Raw genomic sequence first — 21,617 nt, forward strand, 5'->3', positions numbered from 1 at the left:
CAGGACGGGCGCATGAAGATCATCATTCTCGGAGCCGGGCAGGTGGGCGGCAGTCTGGCAGCGGAGCTGGCCAGCGAGGCCAATGACATCACGGTGGTGGACGTCGACGCGGTGAAGCTGCGGGCGCTGGGCGACCGCCTGGACATCCGCACGGTCAGGGGCCGCGGCTCCCTGCCGACAGTGCTGCGCCAGGCCGGTGCGGACGATGCGGACATGCTGATCGCCGTCACCAGCAGCGATGAGACCAACATGATCGCCTGCCAGGTTGCCTATTCGCTGTACCGTACGCCCACCAAGATCGCCCGTATCCGCGAATCCGCCTATCTGACGCGCAACGGCCTCCTCGGCAACGACGATCTGCCGGTGGACGTGGTGATCAGCCCCGAACAGGCGGTTACAACCTATATCAAGCGGCTGATCCAGCATCCCGGCGCGCTCCAGGTGGTCGACTTCGCCCATGGCAAGGTGCAGCTGGTGGCGGTCCGGGCCTACCATGGAGGCCCTCTGGTCGGTCAGGAGCTGCGCTACCTGCGTCAGCATATGCCCGGAGTGGACACCCGGGTGGCGGCAATCTTCCGCCGCGACCGCCCGATAACGCCCCAGGGTGACACCCTCATCGAAGCCGATGACGAGGTGTTCTTCATTGCGGCTTCGCGGGACATCCGCGCGGTGATGAGTGAACTGCGGCGCGTGGAGAAACGCAACAGGACAGTGATGATCGCCGGCGGCGGCAATATCGGCGAGCGCCTGGCCGAAGCCATCGAGACCCACTACCGGGTGAAGATCATCGAAAACAACCGGGCCCGGGCCGACTACCTGTCGCAGAATCTGGACAAGTCCATCGTGTTGTACGGCAGCGCCTCGGATAAACAATTGCTGATCGACGAAAACATCGAGGAAGTCGACATTTTCTGCGCGGTCACCAACGACGACGAGGCCAACATCATGTCCTCGCTGCTGGCCAAGCGCCTCGGCGCGCGTCGGGTGATGGCGCTGATCAACAACCCGGCCTATGTCGACCTGGTACAGGGCGGGCAGATCGAGATCGCCATTTCCCCTTCCCATGCGACGATCGGGACGCTTCTTGCCCATGTCCGCCGCGGTGATATCGTCAATGTTCACTCCCTGCGCCGGGGCGCGGCTGAAGCGATCGAGATCATCGCCCACGGCGACACGCGCTCCTCGCGGGTGGTGGGTCGGGCCATCCGGGATATCCGACTGCCGCCGGGCACCACCATCGGTGCCGTGGTGCGCAACGAGGAGGTCCTCATCGCCCATGACAGCACGGTGATAGAGTCCGGCGACCACGTCATCCTGTTCGTCATCGACAAGAAGCACATCCGCGATGTCGAGCGGCTGTTCCAGGTCGGCCTGACCTTCCTCTGATATCCGCCAACAGGTAGCGCGCCATGCAGTACTCCCAGATACAGCGCATCACCGGCATTCTGCTCATGCTGTTCTCCCTCGGCATGCTGCCCGCCGCTGCGGTTGGCTGGTATCACCACGAACAGGCTACCCAGTCCTTCATCATCGGCTTTGCCATCACCCTGACTGTCGGTCTGCTGGTATGGTTGCCGGTGCGGCGCCAGCGCAACGAACTGCGCACCCGGGACGGCTATCTGATCACCGTGCTGTTCTGGCTGGTGCTCGGTTTGTTCGGCGCGATCCCCCTGTACCTGCTGGAGCTGCCCGACCTGAGCGTGGCCGATGCGGTGTTCGAATCCTTCTCCGGGCTGACCACCACCGGCGCCACCGTGATCACCGGGCTGGATACCCTGCCACGGGCGCTGCTGTTCTACCGCCAGCAGCTGCAGTGGTTCGGCGGCATGGGCATCATCGTGCTGGCGGTGGCGATCCTGCCGCTGCTCGGCGTCGGTGGTATGCAGCTGTATCGCGCGGAAATGCCCGGTCCGCTCAAGGACAACAAGCTCACCCCGCGCATCGCCGAAACCGCCAAGGTGCTGTGGTTCATCTACACCGGTCTGACCCTGGCCTGCGCCGGTGCCTACTGGCTGGCCGGCATGACCCTGTTCGACGCCATCGGCCACAGTTTCTCGACCATCGCCATCGGTGGATTTTCTACCCACGACGCCAGCATCGGCTACTACAACAGCCCGGCCATCGAAACCATCTGCCTGCTGTTCATGGTGCTGTCGGGGATCAATTTTGCGCTGCACTTCACCGCTTGGCGCTACCGCTCGGTGCGCAGCTACTGGCAGGACCCGGAGTGCCGCAGTTATCTGCTGATCCTGCTCGGGCTGGTGGTTGTCTGTACCCTCCTGCTGATCGGGTACCGGTATTACGATCCGGCGTCGGCGCTGCGCTACGCCGCCTTCCAGGCCGTGTCCATCGCCACCACCACTGGTTTCACCATCACCGACTTCTCTGCCTGGCCTTCGGTGCTGCCCTTCCTGCTGCTGTACGCCAGCTTCGCCGGCGCCTGCGCCGGCTCCACCGGTGGAGGCATGAAGATCATCCGGGTGGTGCTGGTATTCAAGCAGGGGGTGAGGGAGATCAAGCGGCTGCTGCATACCAACGGTGTATTTCCGGTGAAGCTGGGGCAGCAACCGGTGGGTGATCGGGTGGTGGAGGCGGTATGGGGGTTCTGTTCGGTCTACGTCTTCACCTTCGCCGTGCTGTTTCTGCTGCTGCTCGGCACGGGGCTGGATTTCGTCACCGCGTTCTCTGCCCTGGCCGCCTGCATGAACAACCTCGGTCCCGGCCTGGGTGACGTCACCGCGCACTACGGCGAGCTCAGCGCCACGGTGAAATGGCTGCTCAGCTTCGCCATGCTGCTCGGACGGCTGGAAGTATTCACCCTGCTGGTACTGCTGACGCCGATGTTCTGGCGCCGCTGACGCCGGTCTATTCCTCGTCGAGGAAGGCCATGCCGGCACCCTCGCCGGCTACCACGCGCTGGATCACCATGCGCAGCACCGGCGCCTCGAAGGGCATGTCCTGAACCTGGCCGGTCACTTCGGTACCGGGAGCCAGGCTGGCAAGCTGGGCGTTCTCGACAAACACGCCGCCATCGGACAGGTCGCGGGTCTGGCCGAATACATCACCGAGTTCCGGATGACTGATGCGGATGCGAGCCTTCATCACGGTCCGCGGGTATACGCGCTTGTTACTCATGCCGAACGTCCTTGTTGTTCAGTACCATTTCTTCTCGCCCGGGGGGCGCTTCTTGAAGCGTTTCATGGTCCACATGTACTGGCTTGGCCAGCGCCGCACATAGCTGCCCAGGGTGGCACTCAGTGCCGCCACTGCGGTGGCATCATCGTCACTATACAACGCCTCCGGAGCACGCTCGACCACCACCTTGAAGCCGCTGCCATCGGCAAGGCGCAGGCAGTGCAGGAAGACGCCATTGGCAGTACTGCCCTTGAGCAGGCCGGGGACGAATTTGCTGGTCAGTGCCGTGGCGCCGAGGAACGGCACGAACACCCCGCTCTTCATTGACGGCTCCGGATCGGCCGGTATGCCCACCGCGCCACCGCGGCGCACCTCACGCATGACGCTGATGATGCCCTCGCGGGTGGAAGCGGCCACCTTGTTGCCCAGCTGGGTGCGCTTTTCCTGCAGCAGTTCATCCACTGCCTTCAATTTCGGCGGCCGATAGAAGATGATCGGCGAACACTTCTGGCAGTACCAGTGGTTGAGCACTTCCCAGTTGCCCAGGTGGCTGGTGATGCCCACCACGCCCTTGCCTTCGGCCAGCGCCTCGTCAAGCAGGTGCTCGCCTTCCACCTCCCTGATCAGCGCCACCGTCTTCTGCGGACTCCACATCCAGGCGCAGGCGCTCTCGGCAAAGCTGCGGCCGATGTTCACCAGGGTTTCACCGGTCAGCCTCTCGCGCTGCTCGGCGCTCAGTTCGGGGAAGCAATGACGCAGGTTGATCCGCACCACTTCCCGCGAGCGGTTCGGCAGTTTCCACATCAGCCAGCCGACGGCGGCGCCGAGCCGCTGCGCCGCACCGAACGGCAACCGCGCAAACAGCTTGAGTGATCCCACCGCAACAGCGCCCTTGAGCTTTTCCACCTGCGCACTCCAGATCTCGAAAAGCGCCATTGTAGCCTGCACATCGGCGTCAGCCCACAGGCAGCATGCAGCTCCACAATTCCACCATCGGATGCCGCGCATCGGGTGGTCCAAGCCAGTCAGCAAGCGGCCTGCACCCCTGATTCCCGCACAGTTGGTAATCGCCAACCGCGCCGACGCCGCTGCGCCCCAGACGCAGCGGCTGGAGTGGCGACAGCTGCGGCCGGTAATGCCAGCTGCCGTCACGCAATACGGCATCGTGGGGGATCTCCATACCGGCGCCGCTGCCGCGCACGCGGGCCGCCTCCAGCACCAGACCGGCAGGGCTGAGCCGGTAATCTTCCTCCCAGCGGATTTTCTCCACACTGTGCTGCCAGGCCAGGGTGAACTCGGTCAGCGGCACCTGCGCCCACACCACCCCGGCGAGACCCAGGCATAACGCATTCATGCCAGGCGCGCTGCCCGCCGCGCCCGCCACCAGTGCTGGGCAATGAAGAGCAGGCCCAGGGCGAACCCCAGTTCATCAGTGATCGGCAGTGCCAGGATCATCAGCGCCCCGGCGGCAAAGCCCAGCCCCTTCTCCCACCAGGCCAGCGGGCGCATACAGTAGCCGGTAAAGACGATACCCCATAAACCAATGGCGAAGGCGGCCTTGACCAGCATGTAGACTACCGCCGTCCAGTCCCCGCCCTGCATCATCAACGCCGGGCTATAGACCGCCATGAAGGGCACCACGAAGCCGGCGACCGCAATGCGGATGGCCCACATGCTGATCCGCAGGCCGTTCTCCCGGGCGATGGGCGCGGCGGCGAAGCAGGCCAGCGCCACCGGCGGGGTCAGGTCGGCCATGATGCCGAAATAGAACACGAACATGTGCGAGACGATCAGTGGCACCCCCAGGTCGAGCAGCGCCGGTGCGGCGATGGAGCTGGTGATGATGTAGTTGGGAATGGTCGGGATACCCATGCCCAGCACCAGGCAGGTGAGCATGGTCAGCAACAGCGACAGGAACAGATTGTCCTGGCCGATGGCCAGGATGTAGCCGGCGAAGGTCGAGGCCACGCCGGTCAGCGAAACGATACCGATGATCACCCCTACCAGGACACAGGCGATCCCCACCGGTACCGCATGCCGCGCGCCTTCTACCAGCGCGTGCAGGCAGATCCGCAGGGTGTCGCGCCCGCCCTTGACGAACCAGCAGGCGGCCACCAGCGCGGCGATGACGCCAAAGATTACCCCGATGCCCAGCTGGAAGAAACCGGCACAGAGAACCCCCAGGGCGACCCAGAATGCGACCCGCAGCGCGGTGGAAGACAGCCGCAGGATCAGCGCCGAGCCGAGAATCACGATCGCCGTCAGCGCCAGCCCGATGGTGCCGGCGAACATGGGCGTGCGTCCGGAAAACAGCAGCCAGACCAGCACGACCAGCGGGATCAGCAGGAACCAGCGCTGGCGCACTGCCTCCCAGGCGCTGGGGCACTCTTCCTTCGGCAGGCCATGGAGCTTGGAGCGCCTGGCTTCCAGGTGCACCATCCAGAATACCGAGCCGAAATACAGCAGCGCCGGGATCAGCGCCGCCTTGGCCACCTCCACATAGGGCACGTTGATGGTTTCGGCCATGATGAAGGCGACTGCGCCCATCACCGGCGGCATGATCTGGCTGCCCATGCTGGAGGTCGCCTCGACGCCTCCGGCGAAGGCCGCGCGGTAGCCGAAGCGCTTCATCAGCGGGATGGTGAACTGGCCGGTGGTCACCACGTTGGCGACACCGGAGCCGGTGATGGTCCCCATCAATGCCGAGGACACCACCGATACCTTGGCCGGCCCGCCGGAACGATGGCCGAACAGCCCCATGGCAAAGTCGGTGAACAGGCGAATCATCCCCGCCTGCTCCAGGAAGGAGCCGAACAGGATGAACAGGAAGATATAGGTTGCCGATACGTAGGTCGGCGTGCCGTACAGCCCTTCGGTGCCAAAGGACAGCTGGTTAACGATCTGGTCCAGGCCATAGCCCCGGTGCGCCAGATCGCCAGGCAGGTAGTTGCCGAACAACCCGTAGGCGAGGAAAAGTCCGCAAATGATCGGCAAGGCGATCCCCATTACCCGCCGGGCCGCCTCGAACACCAGGGCGATGAGCACCAGCCCCACCGCCATGTCCAGCGGCGTCAGGTCACCCGAACGCTGGATCAGGTCCGCCTCGAAGTACCATTGGTAGAAGAAGGTAGCCATGCCGGCCAGTGCCAGTACCCAGGCCAGCGGCTGCCATGGCCGGGCCGAACCGCGCAGGGGGTAGCTCAGATAGACCAGCATCAGCAGGAAGCCGACGTGCCCGGCACGCATCACCTGAGTCGATAGGGGATGAAAGGCGGCGGTGATGATCTGGAAGGTGGAGAACGCCAGGGCCACATGGAACAGCGTCCGAGGCCACTCGGCGGGGCTCGCATGGAGCCCCTGATATTCGCTCATGGACTGCTCCTGCCGCTACTCTACTGCAGTACGCCCGCTTCCCTGTAGAACCGTTCGGCTCCCGGATGCAGCGGAATGGGCAGGTTGTCCGCGGCGGTCTCCAGCCGGATGGTCTTGGCAGCGGAATGGGCATTACCCAGCGCCGTCAGGTTGTCGAATATCAGCCTGGTCATCTGGTAGGCGATATCGTCGTCCACCTTTTCATGGCTGACCAGAATATTGGTGATCGCCACCGTAGGCACGTCCTCGTCCTGCCCGTCATAGGTTCCGGCCGGGATCACGCCGGGCTGATAGGCCGGATTGCCGATCTTCTGCACTACGTCTTCGGGAATCGCGACGAAGGTCACGGGCATGGTGCTGGCCAGATCACGGATGGCTGCCATGCCCAGGCCCGAGGACTGCAGGGTGGCATCAAGCTGGCGGTTCTTGATCAGCTCGACGGATTCGGCGTAGGGCAGGAACTCGACCCGGCGCATGTCGCCATAGCTGAGCCCGGCGGCGGCAAAGATGGCCCGTGCGTTCAGCTCGGTGCCTGATTTGGGTGCACCAACGGAAATCCGTTTGCCGCGCAGATCATCCAGCGTCTTGATGCCGGACTCGGCGCTGGCGACCACCTGGATGTAGTTATTGTAGGTGCCGGCAATCGCCCGCAACCGGGTCAGCGGTGTCCGGAAGCCGGCTTCTTCTACACCGTTCCAGGCGTCGGCAACCGAATCCCCGAGCGCAAAGGCCAGCTCACCCCGACCGTTCTGCAGGAGATTGAGATTTTCCACCGAGGCCTTGGTCGCCTGTACCGAGGGCCTGGCGCCATCAATCTGACCGTAAAGCTGGGAGATGGCCACACCAATCGGGTAATACACCCCGCTGGTACCACCGGTCAGCACGTTGATATAGGTGGGCGCTGCGTATACCGCAGTGGTTATGGTCAGCGCCGCGGCAGCTGCCAGCAGGCCGAGTCGTCTGGTAAGTCCCATAGGGTGATCTCCAGCGTTATTGTTGTTTATTCTGATCCGGTGGCGGCGGGAGCGCCGCCCAGCTCCGCATAACGAAAGCAGTCTTGAGTATGGTCCATAACCATGCCGGTTGCCTGCATGAATGCGTAACAGATGGTGGGTCCGACAAAGCTGAAGCCGGCCTGCTTCAGCGCCCGGCTCATGGCCCGGGCCTCGTCGGTAATGGCCGGCACCTGTGCATCGGCGCTGAAATGGTTGATCCGCGGCCGCCCATCGACGAACTGCCAGAGCCACGCCACCGGGTCCTCCCGTTCGGTCAGCCGCAGCCAGGCCCGGGCATTCTGCCGTGCCGCCCGCAGCTTCAGCCGATTGCGGATGATCCGCGGGTCCCGGGCCAGCCGCTCGATGTCCTCGTCGGTCTGTCGCGCCATGAACTGCGCATCGAAGTTGCGATAGACCTCGCGGTAGTGTTCCCGCTTGCGCAGCACGGTGATCCAGGCGAGTCCTGCCTGCACGCCCTCCAGGATCAGCATCTCGAACAGGTGCCGGGCGTCCCGGTGGGGTACGCCCCATTCCTCATCGTGGTATTGCCGGTAGAGCGGATCGCTGCTGCACCACTGGCAGCGAACGAGTGGCGTCGTGCTGGCATTCATGGCGGATATCCTGCGCTGAAGTTTGTCCTATGCTAGCGCGCCGCTCTGCACTGCGCACCCGGCGGGCCTTTGCCAAGCCACCCCCGCTATGACGTAAGATAACTGCTTAAATTCAAACGGAAGATATAATGCCTGCACCTACAGTAAACGTTTCAGTTACCCCCCGGGGCAGCATGGAAATCCTGTCCCAGCGTGAAGTCCGCAACCTCAGTGAGGTGGGTTCCGGCAGCACCTATCAGCTGTTCCGCCAGTGCGCCCTGGCCATTCTCAACACCGGCGCGCGGGTTGACGATGCCCGCAGCATCCTCGAGGCCTACGCCGATTTCGAGGTGGAAATCCGCCAGCTCGATCGCGGCGTCCGGCTCGACCTGCGCAACGCGCCGGCGGATGCCTTCGTCGACGGCCACATGATCTCCAGCGTGCGCGAGATGCTGTTCAGCGCCCTGCGCGACATCGTCTACACCGAGAGCGAACTGCACAACAACCGCGCCGACCTGAGCACGTCCAGCGGCATCACCGACTATGTGTTCCACCTGCTGCGCAACGCCCGCACCCTGACCCCCGGCGTCGAGCCGAAGATGGTGGTGTGCTGGGGCGGCCACTCGATCAACGAGGAGGAATACAAGTACAGCAAGCGAGTCGGTCACGAGCTGGGGCTGCGCAATCTGAACATCTGCACCGGCTGTGGACCGGGCGTGATGAAGGGGCCGATGAAGGGCGCCACCATCGCCCACGCCAAGCAGCGCGTGCTCGACGCCCGTTACCTGGGGTTGACCGAACCGGGGATCATCGCCGCCGAGGCGCCCAACCCGATCGTCAACGAGCTGGTGATCCTGCCGGACATCGAAAAGCGCCTGGAGGCCTTCATCCGGGTCGGTCACGGCATCATCATCTTCCCCGGCGGCGCCGGTACCGCCGAGGAGTTTCTCTATCTGCTGGGTATCCTGCTGCACCCCGACAACGCGGAGCTGCCCTTCCCGCTGATCCTCACCGGGCCGCGCTCGTCCGCCAATTATATCCAGCAGCTGCATGAGTTCGTCGGCGCCACGCTGGGCGAGCAGGCGCAGACCCGTTACGAGATCATCATCGAGGATCCGGTGCGGGTAGCCCGCCGGATGAAACAGGGGCTGGCCGAGGTCGAGCATTTCCGTCGCGAACGCAACGACGCATTCCACTTCAACTGGCTGCTGCGGGTGGAGCAGGACTTCCAGCTGCCCTTCGACCCTACCCATGAAAACATGGCCGCGCTGGAACTGCGCCGGGACACCCCGCCGCATCTGCTGGCGGCGAACCTGCGCCGTGCGTTCTCCGGTATCGTCGCCGGCAACGTCAAGGAGCACGGTATCCGTCTGATCGAGGAATACGGTCCGTACGAATTGCGCGGCGACGCGCAGATCATGCAGCCGCTGGGCGCGCTGCTGCAGGCCTTCGTCGACCAGCAGCGGATGAAGATACCCAACGGCGAGGCCTACCGACCCTGTTACCGGGTGGTCAGCTAGGCCATCCGGCCACAGGCGGTGCGGGGCGGAGCAGGGAACCATGCCGCCGCCCGCCGCCGACAAATGTCCCGCCATGCTGTATGCCGCCCCGCCACATTGTATACTTCGCCCTTTCTTCACAGTTGACCGGTGAAAAACGTGACACAGACAAACCCTGCCGCCCAGACCTTCCAGGGCCTGATTCTTGCGCTGCAAAGCTTCTGGGCCGAGCAAGGCTGCGTGATTCTGCAGCCCTACGACATGGAGGTGGGTGCGGGGACCTTTCATACCGCCACCTTCCTGCGCTCCATCGGCCCGGAAATCTGGAACGCCGCCTATGTGCAGCCCAGTCGCCGCCCCGCTGATGGCCGCTACGGCGAGAACCCCAACCGGTTGCAGCATTACTACCAGTTCCAGGTCGTGCTCAAGCCGAACCCGGACAATATCCAGGAGCTGTATCTGGACTCCCTGCGCCACATCGGGATCGACCCGCTGGTGCACGACATCCGCTTCGTCGAGGACAACTGGGAATCGCCGACGCTGGGTGCCTGGGGTCTGGGCTGGGAGGTCTGGCTCAATGGCATGGAGGTGACCCAGTTCACCTACTTCCAGCAGGTCGGCGGGGTCGAGTGCTACCCGGTCACCGGCGAGATCACCTACGGGCTGGAGCGCCTGGCCATGTACCTGCAGGGCGTGGACTCGGTGTACGACCTGGTCTACTCCGACGGCCAGTTCGGCAAGGTCACCTATGGCGACGTGTTCCACCAGAACGAGGTGGAACAGTCCACCTACAACTTCGAACACGCCAATGTCGAGAAACTGTTCGAGCTGTTCAGCTTCTACGAGAGCGAGGCCAACCGTCTTATCGAAGCCGAGCTGCCGCTGCCGGCCTACGAAATGGTGATGAAGGCCTCCCACACCTTCAACCTGCTGGATGCCCGCCGGGCGATCTCGGTGACCGAGCGTCAACGTTACATTCTGCGCGTGCGCACCCTGGCCCGCGCCATTGCCCATGCCTATCTGCATGCGCGCGCCCGCCTCGGCTTCCCCATGGCCACCCCGGAGCTGCGTGATGAAGTACTGGCCAAACTGAAGGAGGCCGAATGATGCAGGCTCAGGACTTTCTGGTTGAACTGGGCACCGAAGAGCTGCCCCCCAAGGCGTTGAAGCCCCTCGCCGAAGCTTTCCTGACCGGTGTGGAAAAGGGTCTGGCCGAGGCCGGCCTCACCTATCAGGCTGCCCGTTACTACGCCGCACCGCGCCGGCTGGCGGTGCAGATCGAGCAGCTGGCCACCGAACAGCCCGACCGCACCCAGCAGATGGACGGTCCGCCGCTGAAGGCGGCGTTCGATGCCGCCGGCAACCCGACCCAGGCCGCGCTGGGCTTTGCCCGCAAATGCGGGGTCGAGCTGGGCGAGCTGGACCAGAGCGGTCCACGCCTGCGCTTTGTACAGAATATTCCCGGTCAGCCGGCCAGCGAACTGCTGCCGGGCATCATCGACCAGGCGCTGGCTGACCTGCCGATCCCCAAGCGCATGCGCTGGGGAGCCGGCAAGACCGAATTCGTCCGCCCGACCCAGTGGCTGGTCATGTTGCTGGGCGATGAGGTGGTTCCCTGCCAGATCCTGTCCCAGCAGTCCGGCCGCGACTCGCGCGGTCACCGCTTCCACCACCCCGATCCGGTGGCGATAGGCAGTCCGGCCAGCTATGCCGACGATCTGCGCAAGGCGCATGTGATTGCCGATTTTGCCGAGCGCCGCGCCCTGATCAGTGATCGGGTCAGCAAGCTGGCCGCCGAGCAGCAGGGCAGTGCGATCGTCCCGGACGACCTGCTCGACGAGGTGACGGCACTGGTCGAATGGCCGGTCCCGCTGGTGTGCAGCTTCGAGGAACGCTTCCTCGAGGTGCCCCAGGAAGCGCTGATCTCCACCATGCAGGACAACCAGAAGTACTTCTGCCTGCTGGACAGCAAGGGCACCCTGCTGCCGCGCTTCATCACCGTGTCGAACATCGACAGCAAGGACCCGGCTCAGATCATTGCCGGTAACGAGAAGGTCGTGCGTCCGCGCCTGACCGACGCCGAGTTCTTCTACCAGCAGGACCTGAAGCACCCGCTGCAGGACAACAACGAACGGTTGGCCAATGTGGTCTTCCAAGCCGAATTGGGCAGCGTCTATGACAAGGCATTGCGGGTCTCCAGCCTGGCGGCCTTCATCGCCGGCAGCATCGGGGGCGATGCGGCCAACGCTGCCCGCGCCGGTCTGCTGAGCAAGTGCGACCTGGCCAGCGAGATGGTCGGGGAGTTTCCGGAGCTGCAGGGCATTGCCGGTTACTACTATGCCCGCCACGATGGCGAGCCCGATGAGGTGGCCCTGGCGCTGAATGAGCAGTATATGCCCCGTGGTGCCGGTGCAGAGCTGCCGAGCACCCTGACCGGGGCGGCCGTGGCGCTGGCCGACAAGCTGGATACCCTGGCCGGCATCTTCGGCATCGGCATGCTGCCCACCGGCAGCAAGGACCCCTACGCCCTGCGCCGCGCCGCGCTGGGCGTGCTGCGCATCCTCATCGAGAAGAGACTCGAGCTGGATCTGCACGCAGCCCTCGAGACCGCCATCAGTCAGTACGGCAGCGCAGTGAAGAGCGAAGGGCTGGTTGATCAGGTGCAGGACTTCATCTTCGACCGCCTGCGGGCCCGCTATGAGGACGAGGGGATCGATGTGGCCGTATACCAGTCGGTGCGTGCGGTCCATCCCGATTCACCGCTGGACTTCGATCAGCGTGTTCAGGCAGTGCAGGCCTTCCGCCGCCTGCCGGAAGCCGAAGCGCTCGCCGCCGCCAACAAGCGGGTGGCCAATATCCTGGCCAAGGCCGAGGGTGAGCTGCCCGGGTCGGTGGATCAGCAATTGCTGACCGAGGCTGCCGAGCAGGCCCTGGCAACGGCCGTGGCCGCCGCTGAGGACGCCGTGAAGCCGCTGGCGCAACAACGCCAGTACACCGCCACGCTGAACAGTCTGGCGGCGCTGCGCGAGCCCGTGGATGCCTTCTTCGACCAGGTGCTGGTCAATGCCGAGGACGAACGGGTCAAGACCAATCGATACGCCCTCCTGGCGCGCCTGCGCGGGCTGTTCCTGGGCGTGGCCGATATCTCGCTGATCGGATGAAACTGATCATTCTGGACCGCGACGGAGTCATCAACGAGGACTCCGACGCCTTCGTCAAGTCGGTCGAGGAATGGATTCCGCTGCCGGGATCCATCGAGGCGATAGCTCGTCTGTGCAAGGCCGGCTGGACGGTGGCGGTGGCCACCAACCAGTCCGGCCTTGCCAGGGGCTATTTCAGCGAGCAGACCCTTGAAGCAATGCACCGGCGTCTGCGCGAACTGGTCGCGGAGCAGGGCGGGCAGGTTGATCTGATCCGCCACTGCCCCCATGGCCCGGATGACGGCTGCGACTGCCGCAAGCCGCTGTCCGGCATGTTCCGCTCGATAGCCGAACATTACGGCCTCAGTCTGGATGGCGTACCTACCGTAGGCGACAGTCTGCGCGACCTGCAGGCCGGCGCCGCGCTGGGCTGCCAGCCGTATCTCGTACGTACCGGGAAGGGTGCACAGACGGAACGCAAACCGCTGCCGGAAGGCACCCGCGTATTCGACAACCTGGCTGCCGTAGCCGACTACCTGCTGGAAAACTGACCATGTCCCTGATGGCCCTGCGTGTCACGCTTTTCTACCTGATCCTGTCCACCACCGCCGTCCTCTGGTCCATTCCGATGCTGCTGATCGGGCCGTTGATGCCCTATCGCATGCGGTTCAACGTGGTGCTGGTGTGGTGGTGCCGGATGGCGATATGGCTGGCGAAGCACCTGGTGGGCATCAATTATCGGGTGACCGGCCTCGAGAACATTCCGGGACAGCCCGGCGTCATTGTGGCCAACCACCAGAGCACCTGGGAAACCTTTTTCCTGCAGCTGATCTTCAAGCCGCAGACACAGCTGATCAAGAAGGAACTGCTGTACGTCCCCTTCTTCGGCTGGGCCTTCGCCCTGCTCAAACCCATCGCCATCAACCGCAGCAAGGCCCGCAGCTCGCTGCAGCAGCTCAACCGCATCGGTGGCCAGCGGCTGCGTGAGGGCCTCTGGGTGCTGGTTTTCCCCGAAGGCACGCGGGTCGAGCCGGGCCAGCCGATCAGGTTCAGCCGCGGCGGTGCGGCGCTGGCCTGCGCCAACAACGTGCCCATCGTCCCGGTCGCCCACAACGCCGGCGAGTTCTGGCCGCGCAAGGGGTGGGGCAAGCGCGCCGGTACGGTACAGATACACATCGGGCCGGCCATCCACCCCGCAGGCTCGGATCCACGCTCCATCGTCGAGGCGCACAAGCAGGCCGAAGCCTGGGTGCAGCAGGCGATGCTGGAAATCCAGCAGCGCTGAGTCCTACCCGGCCAGCACCGGTACCCAACAGGCCAGGGCCAGCAGGCTCGCCAGCAGCACCGGCGGGGTGATCAGCAGGCCGATCTTCATGTACTGTCCCCAGCTGACCCGATAGCCCTTCTCCGCCAGCACATGCAGCCAGAGCAGGGTAGCCAGGCTGCCGATGGGGGTGAATTTCGGGCCCAGATCATTGCCTATCACGTTGGCGTAGACCATCAGCTCGCGGGTGGACTCCGAAAGGTGCGCCTGATCAATGGCCAGTGCACCTATAAGAGTGGACGGCATATTGTTCATGACTGACGCCACGAGGGCTGACAGGAAGCCGGTGCCTACCGTTGCCACCAGATCGCCCTGCTGCGCCAGCCATTGGAGCGCCGTCGCGCCCAGCTGGGCAAGCCCGGCATTACCCAGGCCGTAAACCACCAGGTACATGCCGATGGAGAACAGCACTATCTGCCATGGAGCGTGACGCAGGACGTTGTGTACCGAGACCACAGCGCCGTTACCCTTCTTCCACCAGCGCCCGGCAACGGCCATCAACAGCAGCGCTGCGGTCCCTGTCACCAGCGAGATGGGCACGCCCAGCGGTGCGGTGAGGAAATAGGCCACGAGCAGTACCAGCAGGATGGGGAAGGCCGCACGGAACACCAGCAGATCCCTGATCGCCGAGTGGGGGTGATCCAGCGCGGCGACTGAATAGCTTTGCGGTATCTGCCGTCTAAACACAAGCCAGAGCACCAGCAGGGTGGCGGCCAGGGAGACCAGATTGACCGGCACCATGACCGCGGCGTATCGGTCGAAGCCGATATCAAAGTAGTTGGCGCTGACGATGTTCACCAGGTTGGATATCACCAGTGGCAGGCTGGTGGTATCAGCAACAAAGCCGGTGGCAATGATGAAGGCAAAGGCAGCCGGGGGAGAGAAGTTCAGCCGCAGCAGAATCGCTATCACGATGGGGGTCAGCAGCAGAGCCGCTCCATCGTTGGCGAAGAAGGCGGCGATAAAGGCGCCCAGCACCACGATCAGCGGAAACAGCAGGTGCCCCCTGCCATTGCCCCAGCGGGCGACATGCAGTGCGGCCCAGGCAAAGAAGCCGGCCGCATCCAGTATCAGAGAAATGATGATCAGCGCGACAAAGGTGAACGTGGCGTCCCAGACGATGTCCCAGACCACTTGCAGATCAGTCCACTGAACCACCCCCATCAGCAACGCAACCAGCGCCCCGCCGAGGGCGCTCCAGCCGATACCCAGACCTCGGGGTTGCCAGATTACAAGCACGAGGGTGACTACGAAAATAGCAGATGCCAGCATGAACAAACCTGTGAGTCAGTGACTGCCCTGATTGACGCGGCGGGATACGGCTTCGGCTGTTTCAACACGCTCGGAGTAACGATCAGTGAGATAGCCCTGTCGCCCCCGGGTAAGCCAGGTGAACTTCACCAGCTCCTCACAGACATCCACGACGCGCAGGTAGAGTGGCGATGGTTTCATGCGGTCTGCCTCATCAAACTCGGTAAAGGCCCGGGGGACGGATGACTGGTTGGGTATGGTGAGCATCCGCATCCAGCGTCCGAGGATGCGCATCTGATTGACCGCATTGAAACTCTGGCTGCCGCCCGAGACCTCCATGACCGCCAGCGTCTTGCCCTGGGTCGGCCGCACGCCGCCCAGCGCAAGGGGAATCCAGTCGATCTGCATCTTCATGATGCCGGTCATGGCCCCGTGACGCTCGGGACTGACCCACAGCATGCCCTCCGACCAGGTGGTAAGCTCGCGCAGCTCCCGGACCTTCGGGTGATCCGCCTCGGCGTCGTCCGGCAAGGGCAGGCCCGACGGATTGAAGGTACGTACCTCGCAGCCGTACCAGCGGAGCAGTCGGGACGCTTCCTCGGACAGCAGCCTCGAGAACGACCGCTCGCGCAGCGACCCATACAGCACCAGTATGCGAGGCGGGTGCTTTGGGTCATCCGGGTGGGCAAGCATGTCGACGTCGATCGGATGCAACAGCGATGGGTCGATATTGGGCATGTCTTCGAAACGGCTATCAGGGATCATGCTGTCTGGTCGCCGTATTTCACAACCTCACCATCCTCCTTGGTGAACTCTGTTACGGGACGCTCCAGCAGATCCAGTACCAGTTCGGACGGTCGGCAGAGCCTCACACCCCGGTCGCTCACCACGATCGGCCTGTTGATCAGAATGGGGTGAAGCATCATGGCATCTACCAGCTGATCATCGGTGAGGGTCGCGTCGTCCAGGTGCAACTCGTGGTAGGGCGTTCCCTTTTCGCGCAACAGCGCCCGCGGCCCAACGCCCAGGCGGCTTATCAGCTCAACCAGACGCTCCCGAGTCGGTGGCGTGCGCAGGTACTCGATGATTTCCGGAGTTTCACCCGAGGCGAGGATCATCGCGAGAGTATTACGGGACGTCCCGCAGGCCGGGTTGTGATAGATCTGAATGGTCATCGTTGTCGGTTCTCTTCAGAGGGAGCGCAGCCGGCGAGCGTGTTCATGAGAGGCTCGCAGACCTCAGGATGGCCGGCGCAGCAATCGCGCACCAGAAACTGGAGCGTCTTCTCCATGTGGTCAAGATTCGCTCGATAAATAATCGAGCGACCCTGCCTTCGGGAAACCGCCAGCTGTGCCCGTGTCAGCACCGCCAGGTGCGCTGACATGGTGTTGTGAGGCACCGCAAGCTGGCGGGCAATTTCTCCCGCCGCCAGCCCCTGCGGCTCATGACGCACCAGAAGGCGAAAGACTTCAAGACGGGTGTCCTGGGCAAGGGCGGCGAAGGTGGCGGTAAGCTGGCTCGTTTCCATTCGTCCAAGAATATAGACATGACGTTTACCCTGCAAGGGTATTCACTGGTTGGTAGCGGCCGTCCCACGCACGGCAGATAAAGAAAACCCGATAGTTGCCTATCGGGTTTTCTGATTGCGGATGTAAGGCGACTGCTATCTAAACATCCAGATTGGATACCGCCAGAGCATTCTGCTCGATGAATTCGCGACGTGGCTCCACGTGATCGCCCATCAGCGTGTTGAAGATCTGGTCAGCGGCGATGGCGTCATCGATGGTGACCTGCAACATGCGACGGTTCTCCGGATCCATGGTGGTCTCCCAGAGCTGGTCGGCGTTCATCTCGCCCAGTCCCTTGTAGCGCTGGATGGTATGGCGGCGGGCGGTCTCGTTCATCATCCACTCCATCGCTTCCTTGAAGAACCGGATCGGCTTCCGCTTCTCGCCACGTTGGATGTAGGCGCCATCCTCCAGGAGACTCTGCAGCTTTTCGCCCAGATCGGCCATCGCGCGGTAGTCGTTACTGGCGAACAGGTCGCGGTTGAAGGTGACGTAGCTGGTCTGACCATGGCTCAGGATCTCGACTTCCGGTAGCCACAGCTGGCGTTCCCTGTCTTCGCGCAGACTCAGGATATACTCCTGGCCGGAACGAGCGTTTTCCTGAACCATTTTATTGAACGAAATCAACCAGTTATCCATAAACTCCTTGTCCGCCAGCAGCTCTCTGGACAGGCGCGGCAGGTAGATCAGGTGCTCCATGAGCTCCTGCGGATAGAGCCGACCGACGCGCTTGAGGGTCTTCATCACTTCCCGGTATTCGTTGACCAGCTTTTCCAGTGGTTCACCGGTAATCCCCGGAGCATGTTCGTTGACATGCAGGTAGGAATCCTCCAGTGCCGACTGGGTGAGGTAATCCTCCAGCGCCTCGTCATCCTTGAGGTACTGCTCCTGCTTGCCGCGCTTGATCTTGTACAGCGGCGGCTGGGCGATGTAGATGTACCCCTTTTCGATCAACTCCGGCATCTGACGGAAGAAGAACGTCAGCAGCAGGGTGCGGATATGCGCACCGTCAACGTCGGCGTCCGTCATGATGATGATGTTGTGGTAGCGCAGCTTGTCGATATTGAATTCATCGCGGCCGATACCGCAACCGAGCGCGGTAATCAGCGTGCCGACCTCCTGGGACGACAGCATGCGGTCGAACCGGGCCTTCTCAACGTTAAGGATCTTACCCTTGAGCGGCAGGATGGCCTGGGTCTTGCGGTTGCGGCCCTGCTTCGCAGAACCGCCCGCAGAGTCACCTTCCACAATGTAGAGTTCCGACAGGGCCGGGTCCTTCTCCTGGCAGTCGGCGAGCTTGCCGGGCAGGCCGGCGATGTCCAGCGCGCCCTTGCGGCGGGTCATCTCCCGAGCCTTGCGTGCAGCTTCACGGGCGCGGGCAGCATCGATCATCTTGCCCACCACCGCCTTGGCCTCGTTGGGCCGCTCCAGCAGATAATCGCTGAAGAACTTGTTCATTTCCTGTTCGACCGCTGTCTTCACTTCAGAGGAAACCAGCTTGTCCTTCGTCTGGGAGGAAAACTTGGGATCGGGTACCTTGACCGAGATGATCGCTGTCAATCCTTCTCGAGCATCGTCACCGGAGGTACTGACCTTGAGCTTCTTCAGCAGACCTTCCTGCTCGATATAGTTGTTCAGGCTGCGGGTGAGGGCGCCGCGGAAGCCAGCCAGGTGGGTACCACCGTCGCGCTGGGGAATATTGTTGGTAAAGCACAGCAGGTTTTCATTGAAACTGTCGTTCCACTGCATCGCAACTTCCACGGCGATGCCGTCGTCACGTTGCACATTGAAATGGAATATCGAGTTCACAGTGGTCTTGTTGACGTTGAGGTACTCGACAAACGCGCTCAGCCCGCCTTCGTAGCAGAACAGTTCACGCTTTCCGGTGCGCTCATCCACCAGATTGATGCCTACCCCGGAGTTGAGGAAAGACAGCTCCCGCAGCCGCTTGGCCAGTATGTCCCAGCTGAAGCTGATGCTGGAGAACGTCTCCTTGGACGGCTTGAAGTGAATCTGAGTGCCACTGGTCTCGGTTTCGCCGACGATGGCCAAGGGCGCCTGCGGGACGCCGTGATGGTAGGTCTGCTCCCATACCTTGCCGCCGCGGCGGATGGTCATCACCAGCTCCTCGGAAAGAGCATTGACCACGGAGACTCCGACACCGTGGAGACCCCCGGAGACCTTGTAGCTGTTGTCATCGAACTTGCCGCCGGCGTGCAGCACGGTCATGATCACTTCCGCAGCGGACACCCCTTCCTCGTGAATATCGGTCGGAATACCGCGGCCGTTGTCCTGAACGGTGATCGACTCATCGGTATGGATGGTAATGGTAATGTCGGTGCAGTGCCCGGCCAACGCCTCGTCGATCGAGTTGTCCACCACCTCGAATACCATGTGGTGCAGACCCGTTCCGTCGTCCGTGTCGCCGATATACATGCCGGGGCGTTTACGCACCGCATCAAGGCCTTTCAGCACCTTGATACTTGATGAATCGTAAGCTTTTTGTTCGGTCATTCTGTTTTCACTCCCAGACGTCAATCGGTCTGCACTATGCGTCCATGTTCCACGTGGAACATCGACAAAGGTGTATCGTTCTTCCAGCAATCCCGCATCTGCTCGGCTTCAACACTGCTGACGAATATCTGGCATTCGAGATCTTCTAGCAGTGTGCAAAGCGCTCGGCGGTGAGATTCGTCCAGTTCGGATGGCAGATCATCCACCAGAAACACACAATCTTGCTGTACGCCCTGGCGCTTGAGCAGCGAACCCTGGGCGATCTTGAGCGCGCATACCACGAGTTTCTGCTGCCCTCGGGAGAGCACATCCACTGCGTTCATCGTTCCGCTGCGCAGCCGCAGGTCCGCTCGCTGCGGGCCGGCCTGGGTGTAGCCCAGCACACTGTCCCGCTCGAACTGCTCATCCAGCACCTGATTCAGCGGCTTTTCCTTGTCCCAACCACGGTAATAACTGAGAGTCAGATCATCCAGCTCAACCAGCCGGGACAGAATGTCCTCGAAAACCGGCTTGAGCTGCTGCAGGTAGGCTCGGCGGTACTCGTCGACTTTCTCCGCAGCATTCACCACCTCTGACTCCCAGGGGGCAAGCAGGGAACGTTGTATTCTACCACGTCGAAGCAGGCTATTTCTCTGCTTGAGGCCTTTTTGCAGTCGCTGCCATACCGGCAGGAACTGATGTTCCACGTGGAACACTCCCCAGTCCAGATACTGCCGCCTTTGTTTGGGCGCGCCTTCCAGCAACCGAAAGCTGTCTGGATTAATCAGTTGCAGCGGTAACGTTTCAGCTAACTCAGCAATACTTCGAACCGTCTGACCATCGATGCGGATCTGGTAGTCCGCCTGTTTGCTGCGGGTGATACCAATGGAGTTCACCACACCACTGGGCTGAATTACCTCGCCAAAAACCGTGCAGGCATCCAGTCCGCGCTGGATTACCGGCTGCAGGCGAGTACTGCGAAATGATCTGGCCAGGCCGAGGAGGTGGATGGCTTCAAGCAGGCTGGATTTGCCGCTGCCGTTGGCGCCGTGAATGATGTTGATGCGGGGGGAGGGGTGAAGCGTCACCGGCTGCAGGTTGCGCACGCCGGTGACGGTAAGACGCTTGAGCGGCATAGGCTCAGAGACGCATGGGCATGACAACGTAGAGACTGTCGTCGGACTCCGCTTCCTGGATGAGCGCACTGCTGTTCGCATCTGACAGGGTGATACGTACCTGCTCGGTGTTCAATACGTTCATGACATCCAGCAGATAGCTGACGTTGAAGCCGATTTCCAGTGCGCTGCCCGAGTAATCAACTACCGCATCTTCCTCGGCTTCTTCCTGCTCCGGGTTATTGGCCTGAATCTTCAGCAGCGAATCACTGAGCATCAGTCTGATACCCCGATATTTCTCGTTCGAAAGAATCGCCGTGCGACTGAATGCGTTGCGCAGAGCCTGCCGGTCGGCTATTACCACCTTGTCACCGCCCCTGGGTAATACACGCTCGTAATCTGGAAACTTGCCATCCACCAGCTTGGAGGTAAAGGTGAAGTCGCCGGTAGTAGCGCGGATGTGGTGCGAGCCCAGGACGACATTGATCAGATCGTCCGCTTCGGCAAGCAACCGCGCCAGTTCGAGAATCCCCTTGCGCGGCACGATCAGTTGATACTTTTCCTGGTAGTCGATGTTGGCATCGACCGTACACATGGCCATACGGTGACCGTCGGTCGCTACGGCGCGGAGCTGGCCGGCATTGATCTCCAGCAGCATGCCGTTCAGGTAGTAGCGTACGTCCTGCTGCGCCATGGCAAAACCGGTGCGTTCGATGATTCTGCGCAACTTGTTCTGACTCACCGCAAAGCTCAGCGAGCCCTCGCCGTCCTCGACATTCGGGAAGTCGGCCGCCGGCAGGGTGGCCAGCGTGAACCGGCTGCGTCCGGCGCGAACAATCGCCTTGCCTTCCTCGATGCGGAAATTGATGCTGGATTCATCCGGCAACGATTTGCAGATATCCATGAGCTTGCGCGCCGGGACGGTGATTTCCCCGTCTTCGGCAGCTTCTTCGAGATTGATCCGGCCGATCAGCTCGACCTCAAGATCCGTACCGGTCAGTGACAGCGTATTTCCATTGACCACCAGGAGCACATTGGACAGTACCGGCAAGGTCTGCCGGCGTTCGACGACACCCGCCACCAGTTGCAGGGGCTTCAACAGGGCTTCGCGCTGGATGGTAAATTGCATTGTCTT

Annotated in this window: 20 protein-coding genes; 7 read left to right on the plus strand and 13 right to left on the minus strand. The window is 62.4% G+C overall.

Annotated elements, in window-relative coordinates:
- Nucleotides 1–12 precede the first annotated feature (12 nt).
- Complete coding sequence (trkA, locus tag IEW63_RS10115; protein ID WP_188636502.1) at nucleotides 13–1,386, plus strand: Trk system potassium transporter TrkA; 1,374 nt, start codon at nucleotides 13–15, stop codon at nucleotides 1,384–1,386.
- Between the two features lie 23 nt (nucleotides 1,387–1,409).
- On the plus strand, nucleotides 1,410–2,858 hold the full coding sequence (locus IEW63_RS10120) for a TrkH family potassium uptake protein (RefSeq protein ID WP_188636503.1): 1,449 nt from the start codon (nucleotides 1,410–1,412) through the stop codon (nucleotides 2,856–2,858).
- Nucleotides 2,859–2,865: 7 nt separating this feature from the next.
- On the opposite strand, the gene IEW63_RS10125 is transcribed toward IEW63_RS10120, so the two are convergent.
- The 6 genes from IEW63_RS10125 to IEW63_RS10150 are packed head-to-tail and all read right to left on the minus strand — an operon-like array spanning nucleotide 2,866 to nucleotide 8,113.
- The gene (locus IEW63_RS10125; protein WP_188636504.1) at nucleotides 2,866–3,135 is read right to left on the minus strand and encodes a PilZ domain-containing protein; all 270 of its coding nucleotides are present in this window, start codon (nucleotides 3,133–3,135) and stop codon (nucleotides 2,866–2,868) included.
- 18 nt (nucleotides 3,136–3,153) lie between these two features.
- Nucleotides 3,154–4,041 (minus strand): lysophospholipid acyltransferase, encoded by an 888-nt coding sequence (locus IEW63_RS10130; protein WP_188636667.1) that lies wholly within the window; start codon nucleotides 4,039–4,041, stop codon nucleotides 3,154–3,156.
- 49 nt (nucleotides 4,042–4,090) lie between these two features.
- A complete protein-coding gene (locus IEW63_RS10135) occupies nucleotides 4,091–4,489 on the minus strand; it encodes a DUF1850 domain-containing protein (RefSeq protein WP_188636505.1) in 399 nt (132 codons plus the stop codon).
- Complete coding sequence (locus IEW63_RS10140) at nucleotides 4,486–6,507, minus strand: TRAP transporter permease (RefSeq protein WP_188636506.1); 2,022 nt, start codon at nucleotides 6,505–6,507, stop codon at nucleotides 4,486–4,488. The genes IEW63_RS10135 and IEW63_RS10140 overlap by 4 nt, the downstream gene beginning before the upstream one ends.
- Nucleotides 6,508–6,527: 20 nt before the next feature.
- Nucleotides 6,528–7,481 carry a TAXI family TRAP transporter solute-binding subunit gene (locus tag IEW63_RS10145; RefSeq protein WP_188636507.1) on the minus strand — a complete coding sequence of 318 codons (954 nt, stop codon included), beginning with the start codon at nucleotides 7,479–7,481 and terminating at the stop codon, nucleotides 6,528–6,530.
- A 26-nt stretch (nucleotides 7,482–7,507) separates the two neighbouring features.
- The gene (locus IEW63_RS10150) at nucleotides 7,508–8,113 is read right to left on the minus strand and encodes a DNA-3-methyladenine glycosylase I (RefSeq protein ID WP_188636508.1); all 606 of its coding nucleotides are present in this window, start codon (nucleotides 8,111–8,113) and stop codon (nucleotides 7,508–7,510) included.
- A gap of 128 nt (nucleotides 8,114–8,241) precedes the next feature.
- Between IEW63_RS10150 and ppnN the strand changes: the two genes are divergently transcribed.
- The 5 genes from ppnN to IEW63_RS10175 all read left to right on the plus strand — a co-directional run bounded on the left by ppnN (nucleotide 8,242) and on the right by IEW63_RS10175 (nucleotide 14,016).
- Complete coding sequence (gene ppnN / locus IEW63_RS10155; protein ID WP_236995772.1) at nucleotides 8,242–9,612, plus strand: nucleotide 5'-monophosphate nucleosidase PpnN; 1,371 nt, start codon at nucleotides 8,242–8,244, stop codon at nucleotides 9,610–9,612.
- A 138-nt stretch (nucleotides 9,613–9,750) separates the two neighbouring features.
- A complete protein-coding gene (glyQ, locus tag IEW63_RS10160; protein WP_188636509.1) occupies nucleotides 9,751–10,698 on the plus strand; it encodes a glycine--tRNA ligase subunit alpha in 948 nt (315 codons plus the stop codon).
- Nucleotides 10,698–12,752 (plus strand): glycine--tRNA ligase subunit beta, encoded by a 2,055-nt coding sequence (gene glyS, locus IEW63_RS10165; RefSeq protein ID WP_188636669.1) that lies wholly within the window; start codon nucleotides 10,698–10,700, stop codon nucleotides 12,750–12,752. Before glyQ ends, glyS begins: the two co-directional genes overlap by 1 nt.
- On the plus strand, nucleotides 12,749–13,282 hold the full coding sequence (gene gmhB / locus IEW63_RS10170) for a D-glycero-beta-D-manno-heptose 1,7-bisphosphate 7-phosphatase (RefSeq protein WP_188636510.1): 534 nt from the start codon (nucleotides 12,749–12,751) through the stop codon (nucleotides 13,280–13,282). Before glyS ends, gmhB begins: the two co-directional genes overlap by 4 nt.
- A gap of 2 nt (nucleotides 13,283–13,284) precedes the next feature.
- A complete protein-coding gene (locus tag IEW63_RS10175) occupies nucleotides 13,285–14,016 on the plus strand; it encodes a lysophospholipid acyltransferase family protein (RefSeq protein WP_188636511.1) in 732 nt (243 codons plus the stop codon).
- A 3-nt stretch (nucleotides 14,017–14,019) separates the two neighbouring features.
- Here IEW63_RS10175 and IEW63_RS10180 read toward each other — a convergent pair whose 3' ends face one another.
- The 7 genes from IEW63_RS10180 to dnaN form a co-directional block, all read right to left on the minus strand.
- The gene (locus tag IEW63_RS10180; RefSeq protein ID WP_188636512.1) at nucleotides 14,020–15,327 is read right to left on the minus strand and encodes an arsenic transporter; all 1,308 of its coding nucleotides are present in this window, start codon (nucleotides 15,325–15,327) and stop codon (nucleotides 14,020–14,022) included.
- Nucleotides 15,328–15,342: 15 nt separating this feature from the next.
- A complete protein-coding gene (gene arsH / locus IEW63_RS10185) occupies nucleotides 15,343–16,071 on the minus strand; it encodes an arsenical resistance protein ArsH (RefSeq protein ID WP_272872591.1) in 729 nt (242 codons plus the stop codon).
- Nucleotides 16,068–16,481, minus strand: coding sequence for an arsenate reductase (glutaredoxin) (arsC, locus tag IEW63_RS10190; protein ID WP_188636513.1), 414 nt, complete (start codon nucleotides 16,479–16,481; stop codon nucleotides 16,068–16,070). The genes arsH and arsC overlap by 4 nt, the downstream gene beginning before the upstream one ends.
- A complete protein-coding gene (locus IEW63_RS10195; RefSeq protein WP_229710445.1) occupies nucleotides 16,478–16,870 on the minus strand; it encodes an ArsR/SmtB family transcription factor in 393 nt (130 codons plus the stop codon). The genes arsC and IEW63_RS10195 overlap by 4 nt, the downstream gene beginning before the upstream one ends.
- A 103-nt stretch (nucleotides 16,871–16,973) precedes the next feature.
- Nucleotides 16,974–19,388, minus strand: coding sequence for a DNA topoisomerase (ATP-hydrolyzing) subunit B (gyrB, locus tag IEW63_RS10200; RefSeq protein ID WP_188636514.1), 2,415 nt, complete (start codon nucleotides 19,386–19,388; stop codon nucleotides 16,974–16,976).
- A 20-nt stretch (nucleotides 19,389–19,408) separates the two neighbouring features.
- Nucleotides 19,409–20,503 carry a DNA replication/repair protein RecF gene (gene recF / locus IEW63_RS10205; protein ID WP_188636515.1) on the minus strand — a complete coding sequence of 365 codons (1,095 nt, stop codon included), beginning with the start codon at nucleotides 20,501–20,503 and terminating at the stop codon, nucleotides 19,409–19,411.
- Nucleotides 20,504–20,507: 4 nt separating this feature from the next.
- Nucleotides 20,508–21,611 carry a DNA polymerase III subunit beta gene (gene dnaN, locus IEW63_RS10210; RefSeq protein WP_188636516.1) on the minus strand — a complete coding sequence of 368 codons (1,104 nt, stop codon included), beginning with the start codon at nucleotides 21,609–21,611 and terminating at the stop codon, nucleotides 20,508–20,510.
- Nucleotides 21,612–21,617: the final 6 nt, after the last annotated feature.

Source organism: Halopseudomonas pertucinogena, from assembly GCF_014646575.1.
Taxonomy (GTDB): domain Bacteria; phylum Pseudomonadota; class Gammaproteobacteria; order Pseudomonadales; family Pseudomonadaceae; genus Halopseudomonas; species Halopseudomonas pertucinogena.